This is a genomic window from Actinotalea ferrariae CF5-4 (assembly GCF_000603945.1).
Classification (GTDB): domain Bacteria; phylum Actinomycetota; class Actinomycetes; order Actinomycetales; family Cellulomonadaceae; genus Actinotalea; species Actinotalea ferrariae.
Genome location: NZ_AXCW01000436.1, coordinates 1 through 1672 on the forward strand (window position 1 = coordinate 1; position 1672 = coordinate 1672).

Annotated in this window: 3 protein-coding genes; all 3 read left to right on the forward strand. The window is 79.8% G+C overall.

Going from position 1 to position 1672, the window contains the following annotated elements; genetic code table 11:
- On the forward strand, positions 1 to 749 hold a 749-nt coding region (locus tag N866_RS18600; RefSeq protein ID WP_034229569.1), incomplete at its 5' end, for a DUF58 domain-containing protein.
- The gene (locus N866_RS18605; protein ID WP_034229571.1) at positions 746 to 1378 is read left to right on the forward strand and encodes a hypothetical protein; all 633 of its coding nucleotides are present in this window, start codon (positions 746 to 748) and stop codon (positions 1376 to 1378) included. The genes N866_RS18600 and N866_RS18605, both read left to right, overlap by 4 nt.
- An 88-nt stretch (positions 1379 to 1466) precedes the next feature.
- Positions 1467 to 1672, forward strand: a 206-nt coding sequence (locus N866_RS18610; RefSeq protein WP_034229573.1) for a hypothetical protein, incomplete at its 3' end; no start/stop codon positions are given.

Sequence of the window (1672 nt, forward strand, 5' to 3'; positions counted from 1 at the left end):
CGGGCGACGGCGGCGACCTGCGCGACGTGCACCCGTGGCAGCCGGGCGACTCGCTGCGCCGGGTCGACTGGCGCGCGACGGCGCGGCGCTCGCCCCGCGGCGAGGAGCTCTACACCCGACGGACGTTCGCGCTGGCGGAGGCGCACGTGACCCTCGTGGTGGACTCCCGCGACGACGTCGGGCCCGACCCGGCCACCTGGAGCGGCGCCCGCTCGGTGCGGCCGGACGACGCGACGTCGCTGGACGTCGCCCGCTCGGCCGCGGCGACGGTCGCGCAGGCCTACCTGGGCGCGGGCGACCGCGTGGGCCTGGAGGACCTCGGCGTCCGGCGCCGGACCCTGCGCGCGGGGGCCGGCCGCCGACAGCTCGACCGTGTGCTCCACGGTCTTGCGGTGCTGCGGCCGCAGGGTGACCCGGCGCCGCGGGTGCGCGCACCGCAGCTCCCGTCCGGCACCCTCGTGTGGGTCTTCTCGACCTTCCTCGACCCCGAGGCGGCGCTGGCCGCCGCCCGCTGGCGCCGCTCCGGGCACCGGGTGGTCGCCGTCGACGTCCTGCCGGCGGTGCGCCGCCGGCACCTGGACACCCGCGCCGCCCTCGCCCTGCGCCTGGTCACCCTCGAACGGGACGACCGCCTGGCGGACCTGACGGCCGCCGGCGTCGAGCTGGTCCGGTGGACCGACGACGACGCCGCGGCGCGCGTCCAGCTGCTGGCACGCCGGTCGCACCGCCGGCCGGGCGGTGGACGGTGAGCGGCGGGGGACGCACGTCCGGTGCGGGCAGCCGGGACCTGCGTCTGCACCTGGAGCTGGGCTCGAGCGTCCCCGGGGCGCTCGTCCGACTGCTGCCCGCCGCCCTGGTGCTGCTGCTGGTGGGTGCGGACGGCCTGCTCGCCGCGGCGGGCGGCACGGCGGCGACGGGTGGGCTGGGCGCGTCGGGGGTCGTGGACGTCCTCCTCCTCGCCTCGGCCGCGGTCACGGTGTGGCGACCGGCCCTGCCGGCCGCCCCGGTGGTCGTGGCGCTGCTCGGTCCGGTCCTCCTCTCGAGCCCGGACCTCCTCGCGTCCGGCGCTGCGGGGCTGGGACGCCTGGTGGTGCTGCTCGTCGGGACGCACCTCCTGCTCCGGCTCACCGGTCTCGCCGCGCACACGGCGTGGTCCGGCCGGGTCGAGACCGCCGTGGTCGCGCGCTGGCTCGCGCCCGTGCTGCCGGTGCAGGCGGCGGTGCTCGCCCTCGCCGCGGCGGTGCTCGCCGTGCGCGCCGCGGCCGGTGCCGTCGACGGGAGCGCGCCGGGGGTGCTGCGTCTGGTCGCGGTGGTCGCCGTCGTCGTGGCGGTGCTCGTGGTCGCGCCGGGCCGCTGGTTCCGTCGCCTGCCCTCCTGAGGAGGCCCACCCCGTCCACAGGCCGCGCGGCCCCGCCCGCGGCGGCGTCCGACGGCGCCCTAGCGTCCGCCGGGACGAGGGAGGTCGGATGGGTGGACGGACGGCCGAGGCCGCGCGCGAGCTGCGCCGGCTGGAGGACGCGATCCTCGAGGCGCGCGGGGCGCTGCGGCGTGCGGCCGGCGCCACGTGGGTGGCCCGCGCCGGGGAGTCGTACCGGTCGGAGCTCGACCGGCAGCAGCGCCGGCTGGGGCGTCTGCTGGTCGACCTGGAGGCCACGCGCCGCGCGGTGCTCCG